General features: G+C 37.7%; 25 protein-coding genes. 2 read left to right on the top strand and 23 right to left on the bottom strand.

Going from position 1 to position 24,485, the window contains the following annotated elements:
* Nucleotides 1-18: 18 nt before the first annotated feature.
* Nucleotides 19-1,488 (bottom strand): AAA family ATPase, encoded by a 1,470-nt coding sequence (locus tag SJY09_RS05105; protein ID WP_396637885.1) that lies wholly within the window; start codon nucleotides 1,486-1,488, stop codon nucleotides 19-21.
* A gap of 79 nt (nucleotides 1,489-1,567) precedes the next feature.
* Nucleotides 1,568-2,728 carry a VWA domain-containing protein gene (locus SJY09_RS05110; protein WP_396637886.1) on the bottom strand — a complete coding sequence of 387 codons (1,161 nt, stop codon included), beginning with the start codon at nucleotides 2,726-2,728 and terminating at the stop codon, nucleotides 1,568-1,570.
* Between the two features lie 77 nt (nucleotides 2,729-2,805).
* Between SJY09_RS05110 and SJY09_RS05115 the strand changes: the two genes are divergently transcribed.
* Nucleotides 2,806-3,612 (top strand): DUF1853 family protein, encoded by an 807-nt coding sequence (locus tag SJY09_RS05115; protein ID WP_396637887.1) that lies wholly within the window; start codon nucleotides 2,806-2,808, stop codon nucleotides 3,610-3,612.
* Between the two features lie 230 nt (nucleotides 3,613-3,842).
* Nucleotides 3,843-5,054, top strand: coding sequence for a DUF418 domain-containing protein (locus SJY09_RS05120; protein ID WP_396637888.1), 1,212 nt, complete (start codon nucleotides 3,843-3,845; stop codon nucleotides 5,052-5,054).
* A 42-nt stretch (nucleotides 5,055-5,096) separates the two neighbouring features.
* Here SJY09_RS05120 and hisIE read toward each other — a convergent pair whose 3' ends face one another.
* From hisIE to lpxD, 21 genes are all read right to left on the bottom strand, one after another.
* The gene (gene hisIE, locus SJY09_RS05125; protein ID WP_396638598.1) at nucleotides 5,097-5,738 is read right to left on the bottom strand and encodes a bifunctional phosphoribosyl-AMP cyclohydrolase/phosphoribosyl-ATP diphosphatase HisIE; all 642 of its coding nucleotides are present in this window, start codon (nucleotides 5,736-5,738) and stop codon (nucleotides 5,097-5,099) included.
* A 35-nt stretch (nucleotides 5,739-5,773) separates the two neighbouring features.
* The gene (gene hisF / locus SJY09_RS05130) at nucleotides 5,774-6,529 is read right to left on the bottom strand and encodes an imidazole glycerol phosphate synthase subunit HisF (RefSeq protein ID WP_396637889.1); all 756 of its coding nucleotides are present in this window, start codon (nucleotides 6,527-6,529) and stop codon (nucleotides 5,774-5,776) included.
* A gap of 89 nt (nucleotides 6,530-6,618) precedes the next feature.
* Nucleotides 6,619-7,155 carry a DinB family protein gene (locus tag SJY09_RS05135; RefSeq protein WP_396637890.1) on the bottom strand — a complete coding sequence of 179 codons (537 nt, stop codon included), beginning with the start codon at nucleotides 7,153-7,155 and terminating at the stop codon, nucleotides 6,619-6,621.
* Nucleotides 7,148-7,885 (bottom strand): 1-(5-phosphoribosyl)-5-[(5-phosphoribosylamino)methylideneamino]imidazole-4-carboxamide isomerase, encoded by a 738-nt coding sequence (gene hisA, locus SJY09_RS05140; protein WP_396637891.1) that lies wholly within the window; start codon nucleotides 7,883-7,885, stop codon nucleotides 7,148-7,150. The genes SJY09_RS05135 and hisA overlap by 8 nt, the downstream gene beginning before the upstream one ends.
* A gap of 4 nt (nucleotides 7,886-7,889) precedes the next feature.
* Entirely contained in the window at nucleotides 7,890-8,312 is a 423-nt protein-coding gene (locus SJY09_RS05145; protein ID WP_396637892.1) for a GNAT family N-acetyltransferase, read from the bottom strand.
* Nucleotides 8,312-8,893, bottom strand: coding sequence for an imidazole glycerol phosphate synthase subunit HisH (gene hisH, locus SJY09_RS05150; RefSeq protein WP_396637893.1), 582 nt, complete (start codon nucleotides 8,891-8,893; stop codon nucleotides 8,312-8,314). Before hisH ends, SJY09_RS05145 begins: the two co-directional genes overlap by 1 nt.
* Before the next feature lie 27 nt (nucleotides 8,894-8,920).
* Nucleotides 8,921-10,057, bottom strand: a complete 1,137-nt coding sequence (gene hisB / locus SJY09_RS05155; protein WP_396637894.1) for a bifunctional histidinol-phosphatase/imidazoleglycerol-phosphate dehydratase HisB — start codon at nucleotides 10,055-10,057, stop codon at nucleotides 8,921-8,923.
* A 28-nt stretch (nucleotides 10,058-10,085) separates the two neighbouring features.
* A complete protein-coding gene (locus tag SJY09_RS05160; protein ID WP_396637895.1) occupies nucleotides 10,086-11,051 on the bottom strand; it encodes a DUF2167 domain-containing protein in 966 nt (321 codons plus the stop codon).
* Nucleotides 11,052-11,067: 16 nt separating this feature from the next.
* Complete coding sequence (hisC, locus tag SJY09_RS05165; protein ID WP_396637896.1) at nucleotides 11,068-12,108, bottom strand: histidinol-phosphate transaminase; 1,041 nt, start codon at nucleotides 12,106-12,108, stop codon at nucleotides 11,068-11,070.
* Nucleotides 12,105-13,388, bottom strand: a complete 1,284-nt coding sequence (hisD, locus tag SJY09_RS05170; protein WP_396637897.1) for a histidinol dehydrogenase — start codon at nucleotides 13,386-13,388, stop codon at nucleotides 12,105-12,107. Before hisD ends, hisC begins: the two co-directional genes overlap by 4 nt.
* 97 nt (nucleotides 13,389-13,485) lie before the next feature.
* Nucleotides 13,486-14,343 (bottom strand): ATP phosphoribosyltransferase, encoded by an 858-nt coding sequence (hisG, locus tag SJY09_RS05175; RefSeq protein WP_396637898.1) that lies wholly within the window; start codon nucleotides 14,341-14,343, stop codon nucleotides 13,486-13,488.
* A gap of 233 nt (nucleotides 14,344-14,576) precedes the next feature.
* Complete coding sequence (locus SJY09_RS05180; protein ID WP_396637899.1) at nucleotides 14,577-15,392, bottom strand: prohibitin family protein; 816 nt, start codon at nucleotides 15,390-15,392, stop codon at nucleotides 14,577-14,579.
* 12 nt (nucleotides 15,393-15,404) lie between these two features.
* The gene (locus tag SJY09_RS05185) at nucleotides 15,405-17,432 is read right to left on the bottom strand and encodes a vWA domain-containing protein (protein ID WP_396637900.1); all 2,028 of its coding nucleotides are present in this window, start codon (nucleotides 17,430-17,432) and stop codon (nucleotides 15,405-15,407) included.
* A 135-nt stretch (nucleotides 17,433-17,567) separates the two neighbouring features.
* Nucleotides 17,568-17,882, bottom strand: a complete 315-nt coding sequence (locus SJY09_RS05190; RefSeq protein WP_396637901.1) for a YbjQ family protein — start codon at nucleotides 17,880-17,882, stop codon at nucleotides 17,568-17,570.
* Nucleotides 17,883-17,899: 17 nt separating this feature from the next.
* Nucleotides 17,900-18,649: a 3-oxoacyl-[acyl-carrier-protein] reductase gene (fabG, locus tag SJY09_RS05195; RefSeq protein ID WP_396637902.1), complete on the bottom strand. Its 750-nt coding sequence runs from the start codon at nucleotides 18,647-18,649 to the stop codon at nucleotides 17,900-17,902.
* 104 nt (nucleotides 18,650-18,753) lie between these two features.
* Nucleotides 18,754-19,626, bottom strand: a complete 873-nt coding sequence (sucD, locus tag SJY09_RS05200) for a succinate--CoA ligase subunit alpha (RefSeq protein ID WP_396637903.1) — start codon at nucleotides 19,624-19,626, stop codon at nucleotides 18,754-18,756.
* Between the two features lie 63 nt (nucleotides 19,627-19,689).
* A complete protein-coding gene (locus tag SJY09_RS05205) occupies nucleotides 19,690-20,625 on the bottom strand; it encodes a UDP-3-O-(3-hydroxymyristoyl)glucosamine N-acyltransferase (protein WP_396637904.1) in 936 nt (311 codons plus the stop codon).
* A gap of 10 nt (nucleotides 20,626-20,635) precedes the next feature.
* Complete coding sequence (efp, locus tag SJY09_RS05210; RefSeq protein ID WP_396637905.1) at nucleotides 20,636-21,202, bottom strand: elongation factor P; 567 nt, start codon at nucleotides 21,200-21,202, stop codon at nucleotides 20,636-20,638.
* A 65-nt stretch (nucleotides 21,203-21,267) separates the two neighbouring features.
* Nucleotides 21,268-22,053 carry an acyl-ACP--UDP-N-acetylglucosamine O-acyltransferase gene (gene lpxA / locus SJY09_RS05215; protein WP_396637906.1) on the bottom strand — a complete coding sequence of 262 codons (786 nt, stop codon included), beginning with the start codon at nucleotides 22,051-22,053 and terminating at the stop codon, nucleotides 21,268-21,270.
* Between the two features lie 2 nt (nucleotides 22,054-22,055).
* Nucleotides 22,056-23,465 carry a bifunctional UDP-3-O-[3-hydroxymyristoyl] N-acetylglucosamine deacetylase/3-hydroxyacyl-ACP dehydratase gene (locus SJY09_RS05220; RefSeq protein WP_396637907.1) on the bottom strand — a complete coding sequence of 470 codons (1,410 nt, stop codon included), beginning with the start codon at nucleotides 23,463-23,465 and terminating at the stop codon, nucleotides 22,056-22,058.
* Between the two features lie 9 nt (nucleotides 23,466-23,474).
* Nucleotides 23,475-24,485 carry a UDP-3-O-(3-hydroxymyristoyl)glucosamine N-acyltransferase gene (gene lpxD, locus SJY09_RS05225; protein ID WP_396637908.1) on the bottom strand — a complete coding sequence of 337 codons (1,011 nt, stop codon included), beginning with the start codon at nucleotides 24,483-24,485 and terminating at the stop codon, nucleotides 23,475-23,477.

Here is a 24,485-nt window from a genome sequence, read left to right on the forward strand (position 1 = left end):
TCGGAAGGCTTTTTGAGTTTATAGTCCGCTGATAAAACTACCGTACAAATCTTTAAATTGATAGCCGTCCTCAAAGCGTTGTTTGCTCAATTTTTTAAAGGAAACCAAACCCCACAGCACCAGTTCTTTCAAAAAATAAGCGTCTTTCTTAGGAAAGTCAGGTTGATGTGTTTTTATGAGCTGATTAAGTTCTGGAATACTATCCAAGGTACGTTTGTATTCCTCATCGGTAAAATCATCTAGCAATTCAAAGCCCTCACCCTGGAAGAACCAATGTAATAACTCATCATAAGGTGTTTCCGCATCTTTGCGTTCCAGTTTATTAATTTCCGGAAAATACTTGGGAAATAACGATTTCACTGCATCATCAATTAATATGGCTGCCACGCCATCCGCTCCCTCCTGCTCTCCTTCATAAACCAATTCAATCTTACCCGTTATAGCCGGAATAACCCCTAGAAAATCACTTAATCGTATCATAGTGCTATCCGCTCCCGTCAATAAAGCTCTTCGTTCCGCAGTACTCAATAAGTTTTCGAATGCCGTAATACTCGTACGTGCACTTACACCACTTTTGGCATCTACATATTCACTATCTCTAGCTTCAAAACTTATCTGCTCCAATAAATCCTTAGCGCTATCTGGGACGTATACCGCATTTGCCTGTCTATCGTCTAAATTGGATTCCTGTGAGGTAATTTTTCTTGCGGTTTCTATATCATCGGGATAATGCGTTAGGATTTGAGAACCGATTCTATCTTTTAATGGAGTTACAATACTTCCTCTATTGGTATAATCCTCTGGATTTGCCGTAAACACAAATTGAATGTCCAATGGTAAGCGCAGCTTAAATCCTCTTATCTGAATATCTCCTTCTTCTAAAATATTAAAAAGGGATACCTGTATACGCGCTTGTAGATCGGGTAGTTCATTAATTACAAAAATACACCTGTTGGCCCTGGGAATCATTCCAAAATGAATGACCCGGTCATCTGCGTAGGATAATTTTAGGTTTGCCGCTTTTATTGGGTCAACGTCACCTATTAAATCCGCCACCGTAACATCTGGTGTAGCCAGCTTTTCTGAAAAACGCTGGTCTCTATGTAACCAAGCTATCGGTGTTTTATCGCCTTTTTCTTTTATAAGCTCCATGGCAAAGCGAGACATAGGACGCAAAGGGTCGTCATTTATTTCAGAACCTTCTACCACGGGTACCCATTCGTCTAAAAGGTGTACCATTAGCCTAGCCAAACGTGTTTTCGCTTGTCCCCTAAGGCCTAATAAATTAATGTTATGTCTGGATAGTATGGCCCGTTCCAGTTCAGGAATTACGGAGTTTTCATAGCCCCACACTCCTGTAAAGGTGTCTTCTCCTGATTTTATCCGTTCTCTAAGATTATCCCGCAACTCATCCTTGATACTTTTTGTTTCGTAACCCGATTTTTTGAGCGCTCCTAGTGTAGTAATTTCTTTATAATTCAATTTCATATTTCTTTAATGGTTGTTTGTTGTCGGTTGTCAGTTGTCCGATTACTATAAACAGACAACCAACAACTGATAACCAATTTTATTTCAACTTTTTTCTTCTATTGGACTCATAGTCTTCAAATATCATTTCGCCCAGACCTTTTAGGCCCGTAAAAAATGCCTTTCCTTTGTTCGCTTCTGTAAATTGTCTAATGAACTGCATTAGATATGGATCTTGCGCAATCATAAATGTAGTGATTGGAATATGCATTTTTCTCGCCTGCCGCGCCATATTATAGCACTTTTCTACAATATAATCGTCTAGACCAACACTGTTCTTATAATAGGTACCATCCGGCATGCGCAAGCAGCTAGGTTTGCCATCGGTAATCATAAAAATCTGCTTATTGGTATTGCGTTTGCGTCGTAACATATCCATCGCCAATTGCAGACCCGCAACTGTATTGGTGTGGTAAGGACCAACTTTTAAATAAGGCAGTTCCTTTATGGATATGGGCCAGGCATCATTACCGAACACTAAAATATCCAAGGTGTCTTTTGGGTATCTTGTGGTAATTAACTCGGACAGTGCCATAGCCACTTTTTTAGCGGGAGTTATGCGGTCTTCTCCATACAGTATCATGCTATGACTTATATCTATCATAAGTATGGTACTCATCTGCGCTTTATACTGGGTGTCTTCAACCACCAAATCCTCTTCGCTTAACTGAAAACTACCAATACCGTGATTTACTTGGGCATTTTTAAGACTTTCTGTCATGGAAATATGTTCTAGTCCATCTCCATACCGGTACTCCCTAAAATCGCCCGTGTGCTCATCTCCTTGTCCAGATTTACCTGTTTTATGATTTCCGGAACCGCTACGTTTAAGCTTGCCGAAAATTTGGTCTAAGGCACGCTGTCTTATAATGCGTTCCATTTTAGCGGTTATAGAAACAGTGCCTTTACCAGGTCCATCTCCCTCCTCTCCTTCTTCCCCCATTTTACCGCCACCATCTTCAAATTCTTCGCGGATGTAACCTTTCGCTTTTAGTTCTTCGATAAAATCATCAATGGTATAATCATCATCGGTAAGTTCGTATTCTTTATCCAATTCTCGCAGCCAATCGATAGCCTCATCAAAATCTCCCGAGGTATGAGTAATCAGTTCTTGAAAGATTTCAAAAAGCTTATCAAAGGTGCTTTGTTCAGGCGCTTCATAGGGAATGAAACGGAATCCTTTTCTTATATTCATAGGCATACCATAAAAATAATACATTTACTATTAGCCCTTGGGTATTTTAAGAAAACTTAAAGGTTTGTAGTAACTTCGATGTCATGTTATTTGAACAATGTATCGGTTTCTTAAATACCCCTCCATTATGGACTAAAGAACAATTTGGTCTCACTCAATTTGATTTTCCACAAATAAATCTCAAAGATTTTAAACCAACACCTATTCCCAATAGGATTCGTCTTGGACATCAAATGGAATATGTTTTTAAGCAGCTCTTAGCATATGATACAAGTTACGACGTAGTATTACATAATTTACCGATACGGGAGGGCAAACAAACGATTGGAGAAATAGATTTCATTTTAAAAGAGTTTGTTACAAAAACTTTGATACATGTAGAACTCACTTACAAATTTTATATTATTAATACGGATATTACCGAACCCATTCACCAGTTGATGGGACCCAATCGGCGCGATATGTTCTTTACTAAAATGGAAAAAATAAAGAACGAGCAAATTCCTTTATTGCATTCAAATTTTGGTTCGAAAACGCTTCAAGATCGCAATATCTCGGTTGACGACATTAGACATCAAGTTTGCTACAAGGCACAGTTGTTCCGACCATACGGTATTGAAAACGTACACATTAGGCCACTGAATAAGAATTGTATAGTTGGATTTTGGTTGAAATTCGAAGATTTTAAAAGAGCGGAATTTCAATCCCATAACTACTATATTCCTTACAAATCAGAATGGGTAATAGCACCGCACGACCAAAAGGAATGGACTTCCCATTACGAAACCTTACTGGAAATAAATCTACGGATGATTAAAGAAAATGCTCCAATGGTGTGGATGCGAAAACTTGATGGTGATTTTAAAAAATTCTTTGTAGTCTGGTGGTGATTTTGGTTGATGGTTGCTCGTTGCTCGTTGCTTGTTGCTTGTTGTTTGTTGTTTGTTCCTAAGTTCTAAAAAAATAGGTGCTACAAAAATTCTACAGTACTTTTATATTGGAAAAAGGTTTAAAACCGCCACCACGTTCAATTTATTTCAGGTACCTCAAATATTTCTAACGCTTTTTTTATTTGCTGCAAATCAGTACTTTAGGATTTTAGCAATCAAAACAAACCCTTATGTCTTCTGAAAAATCGTCCCGAATTGAAATTATTGACGCTTTAAGAGGTCTGGCCCTTGCTGGAATTTTAATATGTCACATGACCGAGAATTACATAGGTTCCATGTCGCCTCAAAGCTTCAATGATGCTGTTCATGTTGGTCTGGTGGACAATATCATAGATGGTTTAGTTTTCTTTTTTCTAAGAGGAAAGTTTATCGCCTTGTTCTCTTTTTTATTTGGACTTAGCTTTTTTATTCAGATGGATAATGGTGCAAAAAGAGGGAAACCCTTTGGAGGCCGATTTCTATGGCGTCTGATTATCTTATTGGCAATTGGATATGTGCACAGCCTTTTCTACAGGGGAGATATTTTAACCATATATGCATTTCTTGGCCTCTTCTTGATACCTTTTTATAGACTTAAATCGAAATGGCTACTCGTAATTTCCGCATTTTTATTTTTAGGTATCGCCAGGTATATCGTTTACTTTTTTATTGGTACGGATAGTATTTGGGGAGGCAGCCCAGAAATGGATGCTAATGCGGCCTGGGTCATTGATCATTATAACGTATTGAAAGAAGGAAGTCTATGGGACGTTTTTAAGGCTAATGGACTACAAGGGCATTTAGATAAGTCTGATTATCAGTTTAGTATTTTTGGCAGAGGCTATTTTACATTTGCCTTTTTCCTTTTAGGATTATTCGCGGGCCGGCAGGAATATTTTAAAAACTACAACACCCACAACAAATTAATTAAGAAAATAGTGATTTGGTCCTCCATTACATTGGTACTTTCTTTTGGCATTGTTGCAGCGGCATTCTCACAAGTAGGGCCAGATGGTGGTTTGGATAGCTGGTTTGCCATGATCGGCTTATCTGCCGTTGATATTGGTAATATGGCCATGACCTTTCTTTGGATTGCGGTTTTTATAATCCTTTACAAGAAAACAAAACCTGTAAAATGGTTGTCAAAATTAGCTCCGTATGGCAGAATGGCATTAACGAACTACGTCTTACAGAGTATTATAGGTACGTTTTTATTATACGGATGGGGATTGGGTCTCATTGGAGAATTACGACAGCTATACACTTTTTTAATAGCTTTTATTTTTATTGCTTTACAAGTATGGCTGAGTAAGATATGGCTAGCGCGTTTTAATTACGGACCACTGGAGTGGCTTTGGCGTAGTCTAACCTTCTTTAAAATCTTTCCTTTTAAGAAATCATAAACATGTAAAGGGCCATGTGGTAACAGATGGGCAGAAGTTTTTCTATTTCTTGCGTTTCATTAATTCCGCCTCAATATCCTTTAAGGTAAACCCTTTTGCTTGTAAGAGTATTAGGTAATGAAACAGTAAATCGGCACTTTCATAAAGGAAGAGTTCATCCTTATTATCCATAGCTTCAATAACTGTTTCAACGGCTTCCTCACCGACTTTTTGGGCTATTTTATTGATTCCTTTATCGAATAAGGAGGCAACATAGGATTTCGCTCCATCCGCGGCGATACGTCTTTGTTCTATGGTACGCTCAAGCTCGGAAAAGAATCCGAATTGCGTTTCGTTTTTTTCGTTCCAACAAGTATCGCTTCCCGTATGGCATACAGGACCTACAGGTTTAACTTGAAACAAAAGGGAATCGTTATCACAGTCGTTCTTAATAGCTACAACATGCAGAAAGTTTCCGCTCTCCTCCCCTTTCGTCCATAACCGCTGTTTGGACCTGCTGAAAAAAGTGACTTTCCCAGAATCTTGGGTTTTCGCTAGGGCTGCTTCGTTCATATACCCCAACATCAATACACTTTTGGTTCGTGCGTCTTGAATAATTGCGGGTATTAATCCGTCTAAGTTCTTGCTAAAATCTACTTTCATTATCATGGTTATTTGTTGTTTTTTGTTCGTTGATGGTACTATTAGAAAAGGACCATCAATCAAAAACGAGCCAAGTTCTATAATCTTACTGGAATGCCTTTTTCCTGTAATTCTTCTTTTAAATCTTTAATCTTTATTTCCTTAAAGTGAAACACGCTGGCTGCCAATGCAGCGTCTGCTTTACCATCAACAAAGGTATCGGTAAAATGCTGCATATTCCCCGCTCCTCCAGAAGCAATTATGGGAATTTTAAGAGTTGTAGATAATTTTACCAATGCTTCATTTGCAAAGCCGTCTTTTGTGCCGTCATTATCCATAGATGTGAATAGTATTTCACCAGCTCCCCTCCGCTCTACTTCCTTTGCCCAGTCAAACAAATTTAATTCGGTGGGTACTTTTCCCCCTACCAAGTGCACTATCCAATCACCATCTATCTGTTTGGCATCAATAGCCACAACAATACATTGCGAACCAAATTTAGCCACCAGCTCATTAATTAACTGTGGGTTTTTAACCGCTGACGAATTAATACTGACCTTATCCGCTCCATTTTGCAATAACACATCTACATCCTCCACGGAGGAAATACCACCCCCCACTGTAAAAGGAATATTTATTCTTTCACCCACCTTATAGACCAAGTCTGCCAAGGTTTTTCGTTTTTGTTCCGTAGCGGAAATATCTAAAAAAACAAGCTCGTCCGCACCTTCCTTACTGTAGATTTCAGCCAGTTCTACAGGGTCACCAGCATCGCGTAAATCAATAAAATTAACCCCTTTAACAGTTCTACCATCTTTTATGTCCAAACATGGTATAATTCTTTTTGCTAGCATATAAAAGCCCCCTCTAGCTCCCCCCAATGGGGAGAATTCTTACTCAATCCTATTTTTGTTTTCATCATCATATCAATTTAATTCTTACATTACATTCCCCCTTTTGGGGCTAGGGGGCTTTTTATGTTCAAATCCATCTCCTTATAAAATCCTAAATCTACGTCCTTCAATTGTTTTACCCAAAATGCAATTTGACCCGTATGATACGAATAATGCTCAACCGCATGTATAACAACTCCAACACCAGAAAATGTAAAACCCTGTACTTGCCTTACTTTTAAAAATCGTGCTGCATTGGTATCATATATAATACGTTTGGCACTATCTACGGTTTCTTCTAGTTTTTCTAATAACTCAGCTTTTGTTAACTCACCACTAGTCCTAAATTCTATATCGCGATTTCTTTTATCCTCGGTTTCTCCTAATGATGAAATAATATACTGTGTTATATTGCCACATAGATGCAGCATCAAATTTGCGATACTATTTAAGGAAGGATTAGGTTTTTTCCAGATTTCCTCATCACTTATTTCCTCCAAGCTCTTTTTAATCATACGTGTACTTTCGTCCATACGATAAAGCGCATTATTGATAAGCTCTTGCACTATAAGGTCTTCTTTATCCATGATTTAAAATATAATTTTCCAATTGCTTTAGACTTATCCTATTCTCATATATTGCCTTTCCTATAATCGTGCCCTCACAGCCCAATTCAGCCAATTGGGGTAATTCTTCAAAGGCTGATATGCCACCAGACGCAATTAATTTCAATGGCGCATCAAAACTTGTATTCGCCAATATCTTTTTATACAAATCAAATGAAGGACCTGCTAACATACCGTCTTTACTAATGTCCGTACAAATTACATATTGAATTCCCTTTTCCTGATACGCTTTGATGAAAGGAACTAGTTCTTCCTTTGATTCTTCTTGCCATCCAGAGACAGCCACTTTTTCATCCATTGCATCTGCACCTAATATAATTTTATCAGGACCATGCTTGGATATCCAACCAAGAAATGTTGTTGCATCCTTTACCGCAATACTACCACCCGTAATTTGGGTAGCACCACTATCAAAAGCAATGCGCAAATCATCATCGGTCTTTAATCCTCCTCCAAAGTCTATTTGTAGGCTTGTCCGCGATGCAATTTGCTCTAAAATTTTATGGTTCACGATATGCTTGGATTTTGCGCCGTCTAAATCTACCAAGTGTAAGTACTGAATGCCGTGCGCCTCAAAATTCTTTGCAACCTCCAATGGGTTTTCATTATAGATTTTCTTGGTGTCGTAATCTCCTTTTGAAAGGCGGACACATTTACCTTCTATAATATCTATGGCCGGTATTATTCTCATTCTATTACTCTAATTTTTGTTTATCAATACTCATCCACAACGGAGAATCACCAATCTTTTTAAAATTATACTGCTCATAAAGACTATGTGCATCTTTTGTTTTTAGGGCTAGGGTTTTAAGTGTTTTAATAACTTTGTCCTGAAGGATATGTGCAATAAGATTTTTTCCGTATCCTCTCCCTTGAAATCTTTCAAAAACGATCACATCCATAATGTAGCCAAAATAGATATAATCTGTAACAACTCTGGCAAAACCAATCTGCTCCTTATTCTTTTTATATATGCCAAAACAATATGAGTTTTCAATTGTCTTTTCAACATCAGCTATTGTTCTGCCATCACCCCAATACTCATCGGCTATAAAGCTTTTTATTGCCTTAATGTTCAGTAAAGTCTTATCGTTGGAAATAAAAAAATCCTTACCCATTACATTTTTAAAAAATTAGCTAGAATCTCTTGGCCTACCGTACTACTTTTTTCTGGGTGAAATTGGGTGCCATAAAAATTATCTTTTTGTAATGCAGCACTGTAACTAATATTATAATTACATGCTGCAATGGTAGCATTACACACTGGGGCATAAAAACTATGCACTAAATAAATATGCTCATATTCATTAATATCAGTGAACAGCTTAGATTTTAGATTGGTAATTTGATTCCACCCTATCTGTGGCACCTTTACCGTGTCATTAAACTTGACAACATCAACATCAAAAATCCCTATCCCTTTTGTATTTCCTTCTTCGGAAGAGTTACACATGAGCTGCATGCCCAAACAAATACCTAAAACAGGCTGTTTTAAAGCAGGTATTATTTTATCAAGACCACTATCGCGAAGCTTTTTCATGGCACTACTTGCTTCACCCACGCCAGGGAATATAACCTTATCCGCACTTCGTATCTCATCGATATCACTACTGAGTATGGCTTCAAAACCCAAACGCTTTATAGCAAACTTGATACTTTGTATATTGCCAGCACCATAATTTATTATAACAATTTTCATTTAATAGTATTAAATCTCAAATGGTTCTTACAGTACACCTTTTGTACTTGGCAACACCATTTTTTCAACATCTCTTTTAACGGCCATTTTTATGGCCTTGGCAAAGGCTTTGAAAATAGCTTCTATTTTATGATGCTCATTTGTACCGTTGGCCTTTACGTTTAAATTAGCTTTAGCCCCATCTGTGAATGACTTAAAGAAATGATGAAACATTTCAGTGGGCATATCCCCTACCATTTCTCTCTTAAAATCTGCCTCCCATACTAACCAATTACGACCTCCAAAATCTATAGCTACTTGCGCAAGACAATCATCCATAGGTAAGCAAAACCCGTAACGTTCAATACCTAATTTATTTCCCAATGCTTTGGAAAATACTTCGCCTAAAGCTATCCCTGTATCTTCAATGGTATGGTGTTCATCTACCTCTAAATCTCCTTTTACCTTTATGGTAAGGTCCATTTGACCGTGACGCGATAATTGGTCGAGCATATGATCAAAAAATGCGAGTCCGGTGTTGATATCACTTTTGCCGGTCCCGTCTAGGTTTAATGCTATATGGATATCCGTTTCGTTGGTTTTTCTAGTTATTTCAGCTGTTCTATGCTTTAATTTCAAATACTCGTAGATTTTTTCCCAATCATTGGTTTCTAGGGCAATAACAGCATCCAATTCACCTCTTTTCACAGTAATTTCTCCTGTACCTAAATGGGTATTGTCGTTTATGAAAATACCTTTGGCTCCAAGATTTTTGGCTAGCTCAATATCCGTTAATCTATCGCCAATAACAAAGGAATTTTTAAGGTCGTACGCTTCGGAAAAATACTCCGTTAGTAATCCTATACCCGGTTTTCTAGTGTTTGCATTTTCATGAGGAAAAGTCCTATCTAAAAAAACCTTATCAAAAGTTACACCTTCATTTTCAAAGGACTTTAAAATAAAATTATGCACGGGCCAAAACGTATCTTCTGGAAACGCATCTGTTCCTAGACCATCTTGGTTGGTTATCATTACCAACTCATAATCCAGTTCTTTTGCTATTTTTCCTAAAAATGTAAATGCTTTAGGATAAAAAACCATTTTATCAAAAGCATCTATTTGCTCATCCACAGTTTCTTTAATTATTGTTCCGTCACGGTCTATAAATAGTACTTTCTTTTTCATTACGTATGCCCTAAAATAGTTGTATGTTTTAAGATAGTTTTGAATTATTGTTTTGTTCAATCACAGCAGGCTCTTCTTTAGAATTAAAAAAGAACTTCTTAACTCCTGTGAACAATGCCACTGCTCCAATGGCAATAAATTTCCAAAATTTAAGAATCAAAGCAAAAAAACCGGCCTTAGCGAGTATTTTACCTGCAATTAACCCTCCAATACCGTACGCTGCTACATCATCTAAATCCGGGTCAAATTCAGAATACTTGTAGCCAGAATTAAAGGAAACACTAGCTAAAATTGGGTCTAAATTTGCTTCCACGTCATGTAAGGTCTCCATGTCTCCAATAACATTAAGATTCATAAAACCCTTTCTGCCGAGCACTCTAATGTTATAATTTAAAGTGTTTGACCCTGACTTTTCGAACAATAATTCTTTGGCCCAATATAATTTCTTGTTCTCTTTATCATAATACGGTTCTGTTGCCCAACCTATTAAGTCTACCGTTGGGTAGCCCAGCTTACTTCTTTCAGGGTTTACCGCAGCTACATCGCTTTGCATTTCTGTTAATAAATCATCATAATCAATATCATCAGCATCTTCATCTTCTATATATCCCTCTTCAGAATAGGATATTTCAATAGCATAACTAGTCTCAACGGGAGTTTCATCTTTTTTCAACAAAAGCCCCATAACGGATTCGTCCCTGGGATTGCCCCAAATATCAGAAAGTACGCGTTGTGCTTGTTCCTTATCTAAAAACTTATAGCCCTCTGGTACCATTAATTTAGCGACATTACCACCAAGTAGGGTTCGGTCATATACATAATCAAAGGTGTTTTCTAAACTATCAGAATATACCTTGTAGGCAATGAGTTCCTCTTTTTCTTCTGTACTAAGGTTTAAACTATCTGCGAGAAATTCTATACGCTCCATATCTTGAGCTCTTGATACGGTCATTGTAACTACAAATAGTGCGAAATAAATAAACTTGCTTTTCATTGGTTTTGGGTTAAGGTTATAAGCTTTTTAACGCTATAGCAAGTTTTTTATTCTCTTTTTCTGTCCCTACGGTAAACCTAAGGGTATTTTCGCATAAGGGCTGGGTAGTACGATTACGAACCACAATACCTTTTTCTAATAATTGATTGTAGCGTGCTGTTGCATCATCTACCCTAGCCAATATAAAATTTGCATCACTAGGGTAAATGGTCTTCACAAAGGATATAGTATTCAAAGCTTTTTCCAATATAGTACGCTCCTCTAAAATATGGCTTACTTCTTCTTTAATTTCTGCTACGTTTGCAACACGTTCTAAGGCTTTTACCTGTGTTAGTTCATTTACATTATAAGGTGGTTTAATCTTATTCATTACCGCTATAATTTCTTCAGAAGCGATACAAATACCTAATCGTATGCCTGCCATTCCGTAAGCCTTGGATAGGGTTTGCGTTACGACTAAATTTGGGTACTTGGCTAGTTTTGAGACCCAGCTTTGTTCTGATGAAAAATCTATATACGCTTCATCTATCACCACCAATCCGTTAAAAGATTTTAAAATTTTTTCTATTCTATTAGTGGAAATGGTATTGCCTGTTGGGTTATTTGGTGAACAGATAAACAACAGCTTTGAGTTATTGTCTATGTCATTTAAAATAGCTTTTACATCTGGTTGAAAATCGCCATCCAATAAAACGGTTCTATTTTCTACATTATTTATACCTGATAGTACCTTGTACATACCATATGTTGGCGGTAGGCTTATGATATTATCTGTACCTGGTTCACAAAAAGCACGAAATAGCAAATCCAGCACTTCGTCACTACCGTTGCCTAAAAGAATGTTTACTTCATCTATACCCTTTTGTTTCGCTAAGAGTGTTTTTAAGCTGCGTTGTTTTGGGTCTGGATACCGATTTACTCCATTTTCAAAAGGATTCTCATTAGCATCTAAAAAAACCATTTTAGAACCATCGGAAACATATTCGTCACGCGCAGAAGAATAAGGGCTTAAGCCTTTTACATTCTCACGTATTATTTTATCTAGATTAAAACTCATTTTAAACTATTTAAACGAAGGGTCACCGCGTTCTTGTGCGCCTGTAATCCTTCTGCCTCTGCCATCAATTCAATTGCATTGCCTATATGCTGTATGCCTTCCGAAGAAATTTTCTGGAAGGTCATGTTTTTCATAAAACTATCCAGATTAACCCCACTATATTGCTTTGCATAACCATTAGTCGGTAGGGTGTGATTAGTGCCCGATGCATAGTCCCCTGCACTTTCCGGTGTATAGTTCCCTATAAATACAGAACCCGCATTTAAGGTATTTTCTACATAAAAATCTTCATTCTCCATACAAACAATATAGTGTTCGGGACCATATTCATTAATGAGGTCAATTGCCGTTTGGTCATCTTCAACAAAAATGAGTTTACTATTGGTTATAGCTTTTTTTGCAATTTCTTTTCGAGGAAGCTCCTCTAATTGCAATGCCACTTCTTCTTCTACAGCTTCAATCATCTTTTTAGATGTAGATACCAAAATTACTTGACTGTCCACTCCATGTTCTGCCTGACTCAATAAATCCGAGGCCACAAAGGCAGCATTGGCTGTATCATCCGCCACCACCAATAACTCACTAGGCCCTGCTGGCATATCAATTGAAACACCGAACTTTGTTGCAAGCTGTTTAGCAACTGTAACATATTGATTTCCCGGACCAAAAATTTTATATACCTGTGGAATGGTTTCAGTTCCGAAAGTCATTCCCGCTATAGCCTGAATACCGCCTACTTTAAAGATTTTAGTAACCCCACAAAGTGATGCTGTATACAGTATAGCAGGATCTAATTCCCCCTTTTGATTAGGTGGAGAACAGAGTACAATTTCCTGACAACCGGCTATAGTAGCCGGTACAGCTAACATTAAAATGGTAGAAAACAAAGGTGCTGTTCCTCCCGGAATATATAATCCTACTTTTTGAATGGGACGCTTTTCTTGCCAGCATCTAACTCCGTTTGTAGTTTCTACTTCAACCCTACGGGTTATTTGCGCTTTATGGAATACCTCGATATTTGCTTTCGCTAATTCAATGGCTTTTTTTAATGGTTCAGAAACCTTTTGGGTAGCCACCTCAATCTCAGGTTTGGTTACCATCATAGCTTCTAAAGTAACTTTATCAAACTGTTCCGTGTATTTTTTCAATATTACATCACCATCCGCTTCAACTTCCTTAAAAATAGCATTCACCACACCTTCAATAGCATCGACAGTTTGTGTGGGACGTTTTAAAATGTCTTTCCAGTCTTCTATTTTCGGATTAAATATTTTATTCATCACTTCATCTAGTTGTTGGTTGCTCGTTGTTGATTTCTCGTTTCTTTAGAACGGTACTAACAATGGCTACACAAATCATTTTAAATTCTACTAACTATTATAAAACCATTTTCTCAATCGGGCAAACCAAAATACCCTCTGCGCCAGCTAGTTTTAGTTCATCTATTACTTCCCAAAAAGTATCCTTATTAATCACGGTATGTACAGAACTCCAACCCTCGTCCGCTAGCGGAAGTACCGTAGGGCTGCGCATTCCTGGCAATAGGGCTAAAATACTATTAAGCTTATCATTAGGGGCATTTAGCAATACATATTTGGACTGGCGCGCTTTTAAAACAGATTGAATACGAAATTGTAATTTATTCAACACTACTTTTCTTTCTTCCGATATCGTAGGTGAAACAGCTAAAACAGCTTCACTCTTCAGCATTACCTCTACTTCTTTTAAATTATTCTTGAACAGGGTACTTCCGCTAGAAACTATATCGCAAATACCATCTGCTAAGCCAATATTCGGAGCAATCTCTACCGAACCGCTAATGATGTGTAAATCTACATTTACGCCTTTGTCCGCTAAATAATTTTTAACCGTATTCGGATATGATGTAGCAATGCGCTTGCCCTCAAAATCCTTAACGGAATTATACTTAAAAGATTTAGGGACGGCCAAGGACACTTTACATTTAGAGAATCCAAGTTTTTCGGCGATACTAATATCCGTTCCTTTTTCGATTAAAACATTCTCTCCAATAATAGCAATGTCCACTACCCCATCTCTAAGGTATTGTGGGATATCTCCGTTTCTTAAGTAGAACACTTCCATAGGAAAATTTCTACTTGAAGCTTTTAATTGGTCCTTTCCATTATCGATGGATATGCCACAGTCTTTAAGTATTTGAAGGGAATCTTGGTTTAATCTACCTGATTTCTGAATTGCAATTCTAATTTTTGTCATCTTTCTTTATTAATATGGAACAACCAGAACAGGTTGAAAAACAAAACCCGCTTGATTGCTCAAACGGGTTTTCAAATATGTTGTACTACTACAATACATTCCTACCTCGCCTAAGCGTGTGTATGGATGTGATGATGTGTAGTTCTATTTTTCATTATGCTGTAAAAGTAAAATCTATTTTTGGTTTCACAAAACAAAAGTTAAAAATGAAACAAAAAATATTTGGTGCGTTTTTAGTTATTACCCAAAATTAATGGCAAACCAGAATCTCCGCTTCCTACTATAACAACCTTTGAATTTGGTGATTTAGAAAGCTCCAAAGTAGCATCAATACCTTTATCCTGAAGAATTTTATCCGTAAGGGACGCACTTAAGATTCGGTTTGCATCCGCTTTACCTTGCGCTTCAATAGTTACCTTCTCTGCTTCTTTCTTTGCTGTAACTAATCTAAATTCGTATTCTAAAGATTCCTGCTCTTGTCTCAATTTACGCTCAATAGCTTCCTTAATTGTATTCGGAAGAGTAACATCACGCACCAGAACTTCATTTAACTGCACATTTTGCTTATCCAATATTTTCTTCGTTTCGGCAAAAATCTCATCCTGTATAGCGTCTCTTTTACTAGAGTATAATTGTTCTGGTGTATACCTACCCACAACACTACGTGCCGCACTGCGTATAGCCGGTTTAATTACTCTGTCTAAATAATTTTCCCCTAAATTCTGATGTAAAAACCCAAGTTGATTTCCCACTGGTTGGTACCATGCAGAAGCATCAATCTGTATCTCTAGACCATTCGAAGACAATACTTTCATTTTTTCGAACAATTCTTGCTGCCTTACTTCATAAATATAGACCTTGTTCCAAGGAGCTACGATATGAAAACCCTCACCTAAAGGCGGTTCATCCGTAACTACACCTCCTCCAAAAGTCTTATAAAGTACTCCTGCTTCACCCGAACCAATTGTGACTGCAGATTTAGAAATCAATATTACTAATGCAATAAATATAAATATTGCGGGTAACGCAATTTTTGGTAATCTGTCCATCCTTCTTTTATTTTAAATTAATCCATTATATTTTCTGATAAACCACTCTATTGCAAAGGCAAGGACTACGAGGGCTAACAGTATTTTAAAGTCTATCAAAGATACGACATTTTCAGTGCTTTTTTGCGTAGGCACGTACTGCTCTGAAGAAATAAGTTCTGATAGTAAATTTTCATAATTGGAAGGATAAAAATGTGCTCCTCCCGTATTCTCAGCAAGAAGTTTCATCTTATCATCGTTACTCGATACAAACTGCTTTTCAATATCAAAATCAGAAATGACAAAAGTACCCGATTCTGAAATGTCCTCATCTTTTACATTTACGGTAAAGTTATAATTGCCTGCCGTTAGATTGGTGAGGTCCGCTTCAAAATAACCATTCTTTAAAATCATAGGCATGGTTCTACTCTTATTCGCGTCATCATTGACTATAGTAATAGACAATTGGGCATTACCATCAAAACTATAGGCTTCATCAAAAAACGTTGCTGAGATATAGGCCATACTGTTGCCCTCGTACCTACTACTGTAATCTAAATTAAGCCTATCCTTAGTCTTATCGCTAGAGAGGTATCGAAAAAGGTTACCGATAAATGTATCAAAATTGGTAAAATCACCTGAATTTCTATAAGACTGCAGTCGCCACTTCCAAATCCCCTCTCCAGTGAGTAGGGCCATTTTTCTAGCGTCTATCTCAAATAGGGAAAAAAGCGGCGTATCCATATCCAGACCTTTTATTTTAGTTCCCAACAATGTTTCATTCTGTGTAGCAAAGCTCAAAGGGCCTGCATCGCTATGTAATGGCGGGAAATTTGTAAGCTCAAAGTTTGTGATGTCATATTTGGAAAAACCCTTATTTAGAACACCAAAAACTTCCTGATCGGGGTACCCACTTTCAATTTTAAAATTGTTCTGGGCCGCGTTCAAATAATTATAATCCGTATGAGTACCCGTAATGAACAACAGATTGGTCTTTTTCTTTTCAGCTAATTGAATAATACTGTTGAAAGATGGGCTTGGTTGATAAAAGATAAACAAATCAATATCATCCAAATTCGTGTTTACTTTAGATGGTTGAATAATTTGCACCGTGCGTTGTTCATTATTTTCAATGGCTTTTTTTAATGCGCCTAAATCTGGATGTAAAATTTCAGAGACTAAACCAATTTTTGTTTTCTCGTCTATAACCTCAATGCTTGTTTCCCTTCTGTTATTCGCCGTATTCCTTTCTGATTGTAATTGGGTAATAGTTACCTTAATCTCCTTTTTACCAACACTTGCAGCTTTAATAAGCGTTTTAATATTTTTAGAATTGAAATCTTTTGAAAATCGCAGTCTTTCCTTATAGACAGATTTATTATCAAATGTAATATCCACAGTAGCCACAACCGTACCGGTTCCTTGATAGGAAATGAATGTTTCTACAGGAAACTGGTTGTCTAAAAAGGCGTAAGTGTTAGTGTTTATTGGTCCTACACTCAAATCTTCAAATTGTGTGGTATCGCCAACGGTAACCGTATATATCTTGATATTTTCTTTGGCCCTATAAAAAGAATAATCCTCGCCAATGGTCTGGTTACCGTCAGACAGTAGTACTAGTGCGGTGTTTTCTCTTGCATAAACTTTAGACAACACCTCTAAGGACTTTTTAATATTGGTCTGCTTGTCCTTAAAAGAAAGACTATCGAATGCTTCCACATCCCTACCAAACCCGTAGGAATGAAACCTAAACCGATTCTTTAGTTCTTCAGAATTCTTAATGGTATTCTGTAAATTTTTAATAGTATTGGCACTCTCCGCTACAGAAGAGGAATTATCTGTGACTATAAGAAGATTCGGTTGTGCTACGGTATAGGTGGTGCTAGAAAATTTGGGGTTTATCAGCAGAAGAAGAATCCCAAAAATTCCGATAAACCTTAGGAATGAAAGTAAGAGTGTTATTTTGTTCCGCTTCTTAGTTTTGTAGTGGTATTGAAACAGTGTTACCACCAAGGCGGTTATTGCGGCAAAAAGTATTAATAAAACGGTTTGTCCTTCCATAAATTAATTATCCCTTTGCTCAAAATTTTCACTTTTTTTGTCTTTTATCCTTTTGATAATAAGATATACAAGAAGTAAGAACAAACCTCCGTAAAAGAGTATAAGCAAGAGTCCAGGAAATACATCCATGGCCATTTATTTTAATTTTACCGCTGTACCATAGGCTAGCATTTCAGCAGCGCCTTGCATTACCTGAGATGTGTTAAATCGTACATTTACAATAGCATCCGCTCCTACTCTTTTTGCATCGTCCAACATTCTTTGAATCGCTTGCTCTCTAGCTTGAGCCAATAACTGTGTATATTCAGATATTTCACCACCGACAAGATTTTTGAGTCCAGCGAATACGTCCCTTCCAATATTCCTTGCCCTTACCGTACTACCTCTAACAATACCTAAGGATTCAGCTATCTCTTTTCCTGCAATATCAGCCGTGGTTACATATATCATAATCGTTATTTAAGGTATTAGGTAAGCATTCCGCCGTCAACATTTAAGACCTGTCCGGTCACGTAAGCGGATAAATCCGAAGCAAAGAACAAACATGCATTGGCAATATCTTCTGTAGAACCTCCTCGTTTTAATGGAATACCGTCTCTCCAGCCCTGTACCGTCTTTTCATCTAACTTATCGGTCATTTCAGTTTCTATAAATCCAGGAGCTATGGCGTTGCAACGAATATTACGCGACCCTAGCTCTAACGCCACAGACTTGGTAAAACCTATCATACCCGCTTTTGAAGCTGCATAGTTGGTTTGGCCTGCATTACCCTTAACCCCCACGACACTGCTCATATTTATAATAGAGCCTTTACGTTGTTTTAATAAGGTTCTCTGTACCGCCTTGGTCATATTAAAAACCGATTTAAGGTTGATGTCGATAACGGTATCAAAATCGGCTTCGGACATACGCATTAGAAGGTTATCCTTAGTAATTCCGGCATTATTGATCAGAACATCGATAACACCGTCAAAATCTTTCAACACCTCGTTCACCAATGTATCCGCCTCACTAAAACTAGCGGCATTACTTTTATATGCTTTGGCCTTAACGCCTTTAGCGGTCAATTCCTTTTCCAATTCCTTAGCGGGCGCTTCGCTGGAACTATAGGTAAATGCCACATTAGCACCATGCTCGGCAAAAACTTTAGCGATACCCATTCCAATTCCGCGACTTGCCCCAGTAATGATTACGTTTTTTCCTTCTAACAGTTTCATAAATTATCTATTTGTAAGGTACTTTATCAAATATAAGTTTTGTTGCCATATAGATGAAAAAAAATCCCGTCGAAAACGGGATTTAAATAAGTTTTAACGTCCTACTAAGACATCACCTCTTTTACTTTTATACCGATTTCAGCAGGCGAGTCCACAACATGGATACCGTGCTCTCTCATAATTTTCTTTTTAGCTTGTGCAGTATCATCGCTACCACCAACTATTGCTCCGGCATGTCCCATAGTTCTACCTGCGGGCGCTGTTTCTCCGGCAATAAAACCAACAACTGGTTTTTTACTTCCGCTTGCCTTGTACCATTTAGCGGCATCCGCTTCTAACTGACCACCTATTTCCCCGATCATAACAACGCATTCGGTTTCCGGATCGTTAATCAATAATTCTACGGCTTCTTTTGTAGTTGTTCCAATAATTGGGTCACCACCAATACCAATAGCTGTAGTAATTCCTAAACCTTGGCGCACTACTTGGTCCGCTGCTTCATAGGTTAAGGTACCCGATTTAGATACAATACCAACATTTCCTTTTTTGAATACAAATCCTGGCATAATACCAACTTTTGCTTCTCCAGGAGTAATAACACCTGGGCAGTTAGGCCCTACCAATCTACAGTCTTTATCTTTAATATAGTTTGATGCCATTACCATATCCGCAACAGGAATACCCTCAGTAATGGTTATAATAACTTTAATACCCGCGTTAGCAGCTTCCATAATAGCGTCCGCGGCAAAAGCAGGTGGAACGAAAATTATGGTAGTATCTGCCCCAACATTTTCAACAGCTTCCGTAACGGTATTAAAAACAGGTTTCCCTAAATGCTCTTGACCTCCTTTTCCCGGAGTTACACCACCTACGATATTAGTACCATATGCAATCATTTGTTCGGCATGGAACGTGCCTTCACTCCCCGTAAAACCTTGTACAATTATCTTGGAATCCTTATTAACTAAAACGCTCATACTATTGTTGATTTTTATTTTTACAAAAATATATGTTTGCTAATGAATACTAAAGTATTCTTCTTATTTGTTTTCTAACTTTTTAATGAGATCAGGAATCTTTTTAACATAGGCCAGTTGTTTTAGTTTCTCCCTAGATTCCTCTATGGGCGTGCCAAAATAACTTTTTCCGCCTGCTACGGATTTCGTAACTCCGGTTTGACCCATAACCACTGCTTTGGCTCCGATGGTAATACCACTATTTGTCCCTACTTGACCCCAAAGGGTAACTTCATCTTCTATGATTACACAACCAGCAATTCCAGTTTGTGAGGCAATAAGACATTTTTTGCCAATTACGGTATCATGACCCACATGTACTTGGTTATCTATCTTTGTACCTTCACCGATTAGCGTGTCACCAGTAACACCTCTATCTATCGTACATAAAGCACCGAGGTCTACATTATCTTCCAACACCACTCTGCCACCCGACCTTAATTTATCGAAACCTTCGGGTCTTTTCTTATAGTAAAAGGCGTCTGCTCCAAGCACTGTTCCTGAATGGATGGTTACCCCATTTCCGATAATACAATTATCATAGATACTAACATTTGCATGAATGATACAGTTAGCACCGATCTGTACGTTATTACCAATGAACACATTAGGTTGCAATGTGGTATTTAAACCAATTGTTGCAGTAATGGAAACCGCTCGTTCCGAAGGAACAAAGGGTTTAAAATAAAGCGTAAGTTTATTAAAATCCCTAAAAGGGTCATCTGAAATTAATAGGGCTTTCCCTTTTGGACAATCTACCTTCTTGTTAATCAGTATTATAGTGGCCTTTGAGGAAAGAGCTTTGTCATAATATTTAGGGTGATCTACAAATACGATATCACCTTGTTCTACCACATGTATCTCGTTCATTCCCGATACTGGAAAATCAGCATCACCAACATAATCCGAATCTATGATTTCAGCTATTTGTTGAAGCGTAAAGGTGGTAGGGAATTTCAAGGAGTCAGATTTATTCTTTTACACGTTCCATGTAGGAACCATTAGAGGTATCAATCTTAACTTTATCTCCTTCATTTATAAATAATGGAACATTGACTTCCGCTCCTGTTTCTACTTTTGCAGGCTTAGTGGCATTAGTTGCCGTATTTCCTTTAATTCCAGGTTCCGTGTAAGTCACTTCAAGCACTACACTAGCGGGCATATCAACGGATAAAGGCATGCTATCCTCGGTATTGAACATGATTTTAACCACTTCACCTTCTTTTAGTAGACCGGGAGCGTCCAAGCTACTTTCTTGGAGCGTAATTTGATTGTAATCGTCCGTATTCATAAAGTGGTAAGTATCTCCTTCGGCATACAAAAACTGATAAGACCGCGTTTCTACACGCACATCCTCTATTTTATGACCAGCGGAGAAGGTATTATCCAATACTTTACCTGAAGAAACACTTTTTAATTTTGTTCTTACAAAAGCAGGTCCTTTTCCAGGTTTTACATGTAAAAATTCTATAATCTTATAAATATCATTATTATACCTGATACAAAGTCCTTTTCTAATATCTGAAGTTGATGCCATTGTCGTTTATCTTTATTGTGCTTAGAGCAAATTTTGTGAAGCTCCGATTTTTATATGGTTACTATTTAATTATTACTGAAATATCCTTTCATAATTCCGCGTTGAGAATCCCTTATGAATTGAAGTATTTCATCACGTTCGGGAGTTGCTTCCATTTCCGCTTCTATGATCTGCACAGCTTGTGTATTATTATAATTTTTTTGGTATAATATTCTATAAATATTTTGAACCTCTCGTATCTTTTCGGAAACAAAGCCACGCCTTCTTAGTCCAACGGAATTGATTCCAACATAAGACAATGGCTCCCTTGCTGCCTTCACATAAGGTGGTACATCTTTCCTTACCAAGGAACCTCCTGTGACAAAAGCATGTTGTCCTATGGATACAAATTGATGCACGGCCACAAGCCCGGCTAATATTACATTATCCCCTATGGTAACATGCCCTGCTAGGGTAGAATTATTAGAAAATATACAATTATCCCCTACCAAACAGTCATGAGCAACATGGCAATATGCCATGATCAAACAGTTTTTTCCAATAACGGTTTTCATTCTATCGGAAGTACCTTTATGTATCGTTGCACATTCCCTAATCGTAGTTCCGTTACCAATAACCACTGTTGTTTCTTCCCCGTCGTACTTTAAATCTTGTGGCGGAGCTGAAATAACAGCTCCTGGAAATATATTACAATTCTTTCCGATACGTGCACCCTCCATTATGGTAACATTAGAACCAATCCAAGTGCCGTCACCAATGGTAACATTATTGTGAATGGTCGTAAAAGGTTCTATTACAACGTTTTTTGCAATTTTGGCGCCCGGATGGACATACGCAAGAGGTTGATTCATAATTAGGCTTCTTGTTTGGTTTTAACTATTTGTGCCATTAACTCGGCTTCTGAAACCAATTTATCATTAGCGTATGCATATGCCTGCATGTGGCAAATACCTCTGCGAATAGGCGAAATTAAGGTGCATTTAAATATAAGAGTATCCCCAGGAAGTACCTGTCTTTTAAATTTAACGTTATCCATCTTCATAAAAAACGTTAAGTAGTTCTCTGGGTCAGGAACCGTACTAAGTACTAAAATACCACCAGTCTGCGCCATTGCCTCTACTTGTAACACGCCCGGCATTACCGGAGCACCTGGAAAGTGACCTACGAAAAACGGTTCGTTCATCGTTACGTTCTTTACACCTACCACATGAGAGTCAGACAATTCCAATATTTTATCGACCAATAAAAATGGAGGCCGATGTGGTAACATATTCATAATTTGCGTAACATCCATTAATGGTTTCTGATGCAAATCATAGGTAGGAATATTGTTTCTCTTTTCTAACTTAATAATGTTAGATAGTTTTTTAGCAAACTGCGTATTTACATAATGCCCAGGTTTATTGGCGATAACCTTGCCTTGTATCCTTGTTCCAGTAAGCGCCAAATCTCCGATTACATCGAGCAATTTATGCCGAGCCGCCTCATTTGGTTGGTGTAAGGTTAAATTATCCAAAATACCGTTTGGCTTTACCGAAAGCTTTTTCTTGTTGAATGCCTTTTCTAGTTTTTTCATGGTAGCCTCGGAAATTTCCTTGTCCACATAAACAATGGCATTGTTTAAATCACCTCCCTTGATAAGTCCGTTTTCCAACAACATTTCCAACTCATGCAAGAAACTGAAAGTTCGTGCATCGGCAATTTCAGACTTGAAATTGGATAAATGTTCTAATGTCGCATTTTGAGTCCCCAAGACTTTGGTCCCAAAATCCACCATTGTGGTTACTTGGTACTCATCTGAAGGAATTACAGTAATTTCACTACCCGTAGCTTCATCCTTATAAGATATCACATCCTTTACCACATAAACCTCGCGCAGTGCCTCTTGCTCAACGATACCGGCACTTTCTAAGGCTTCTACAAAGAATTTGGATGAACCATCCATAATCGGTGGTTCTGGAGCATCAATCTCTATAAGCACATTATCTATTTCAAGTCCTACCAAAGCAGCTAAAACGTGCTCAGAAGTTTGTATTTTGACTCCTTGTTTTTCTAGATTAGTCCCACGTTGGGTGTTTATAACATAATTGGCATCAGCTTCAATTATTGGTTCCCCTTCAACATCTACCCTTTTAAAAGCGTACCCATGGTTCTCTGCCGCTGGCATAAACTTTATGGTTACATTCTCACCCGTATGTAAGCCAACCCCTGTAAGCGATACCGCTTTAGCTATTGTTCTTTGTTTATCGTTGGTTTTTTCCATCGTCAATACTTATTTTTCCAAGTCGTCGATTCTACTTATTATTTTTGGTAAATTCTTAAAATGAACATAGGACTTGTTATAATCCCCATAATTCAATGCGGGTGACCCCTGAAGTACTTCATTGTCCTTCACATTTCTACCAATTCCTGACTGCGCCTGAATCTTTACCTTATCCCCGATTACTATATGACCAACAATACCGACCTGGCCGCCGATCATGCAATGTTTTCCAATTTTGGTAGATCCTGCTATTCCCGTTTGTGCGGCAATTACAGTATGTTCACCAATTTCTACGTTGTGGGCTATCTGTATTTGATTATCCAATTTAACACCCTTTCTTAGAATGGTAGAACCAAGCGTGGCGCGATCAATAGTGGTTCCTGCACCAACATCCACATTATCCTCAAGAATAACATTTCCAGTTTGGGGTACTTTTGTAAATTCCCCCTTCTCGTTTGGCGTAAAACCAAAACCATCCGCACCTAAAATAACGCCACTGTGCACCACACAGTTATCGCCAATAGTAGTTTCAGAATATATTTTAGCCCCTGCAAAAATTATTACATTATTACCTATACTAACATTATCCCCTATATAAACGTTAGGGTAAATCTTTACGTTGTTACCAAGGGTAACATTATTACCTAAATAGGAAAACGCACCTAAATACAGCCCATCACCGTAAGTAGCCGTATCCGATTTAAACACAGGCTCTTCAATACCTGTTTTATTATTCTTGACTTGATTGTAGTATTCTAATAGTTTTGAAAATGCCTTGTAAGCGTCTTCAACCTTAATAAGCGTAGTATCGAGTGCTTGGTCAGGAACAAAGTCTCTATTTACTATAGTTATCGATGCCTTTGTTTTATAAATAAAAGAAGTGTATTTAGGGTTTGCCAAGAAAGTTAGAGCGCCTTTTTCTCCTTCCTCAATTTTTGCAAGCTTATGAACGGCTACTTCTGAATTTCCCTGCACTTCACCCTCTAAAATACCTGCAATTTGACCTGCTGTAAATACCAT

The sequence above is a fragment of the Maribacter sp. R77961 genome (assembly GCF_044594925.1).
In the GTDB taxonomy this organism is placed as follows: domain Bacteria; phylum Bacteroidota; class Bacteroidia; order Flavobacteriales; family Flavobacteriaceae; genus Maribacter.